This window comes from Paracoccus marcusii, from assembly GCF_006151785.1.
GTDB lineage: Bacteria > Pseudomonadota > Alphaproteobacteria > Rhodobacterales > Rhodobacteraceae > Paracoccus > Paracoccus marcusii.
The window spans coordinates 1-879 of record NZ_VDDD01000272.1; the positions used below are offsets into that span (position 1 = coordinate 1).

Consider the following 879-nt stretch of genomic DNA (forward strand, 5'->3'; position numbering starts at 1 on the left):
CGCGGCCATCGCCTCGGCCGGGGCGTCGGGCCAGGGCCGGTCCGACAGCACCAGCGCGCCCAGCCGCTCCTGCAGGCGGGCGACGACGCGACCCTCGCGGCGCGACCATTCGCACAGGGCCTGCTGGCCGATCCGGTCGCCATGCAGCGCGCGCAGATCAGCCTCGTCCAGTCGCGCGGCCAGCCTGATGCGCGCCTCGCGCTGATCCCCGTCCAGATCCAGCGCCACGATCATCCGTTGCGCCGCCAGGCTGTCCTCCGATGCCAGCACCGCACCCTTGCCGCCCGACAGCACGAACCGCGCGTCGTCACCCTTGCGCCGCAGCCCGATCCGGTCGGGATAGGCCAGCGAGGCCATGCCGCCCGCCGACAGGGCCGCTAGGGGGGGTGTGGGGGGGACATCGTCCCCCCCGCCGTCGCGGGACGCAACCAGCCGCCGCAACCGCTTGGCCTCGGCCCTGATCCTCTCGATGCCCTGCCGGTTCACCTCGAATGCCGCACGCGCCCCCGGATCGCGGATCGCGCGCAGGCGATGCTCCAGATCGGCCCCCGCCCCGCGCGGCGGATCGCGGTCCGACAGCAGCGCCGCCAGATCGGCCGCAGCCGGCCCCGCCAGCGCCAGCATATGCGCCAGACGCGGATGCAGCGGCAACCGCGCCAGCACCCGGCCATGCGCCGTGATCCGCCCCTCCGCATCCAGCGCGCCCAGATCGGCCAGCAGCGCACGCGCCTCGGTCAGCGCGGCGTCCGGCGGCGGCGTCAGGAACGCCAGATCGGCGGCCCCCGCCCCCCAGACGGCCAGTTCCAGCGCCAGCCCGGTCAGGTCGGCCACGGCGATCTCGGGTGGCGCGAACCCCGGCAGCGCCCCCTCCTCGGCCCG

1 pseudogene is annotated in these 879 nt (G+C 76.1%); it reads right to left on the bottom strand.

Features of this window, described 5'->3' with window-relative positions:
• Nucleotides 1–879: pseudogene (locus FHD68_RS18735) on the bottom strand (ATP-dependent helicase HrpB); the annotation flags it as partial.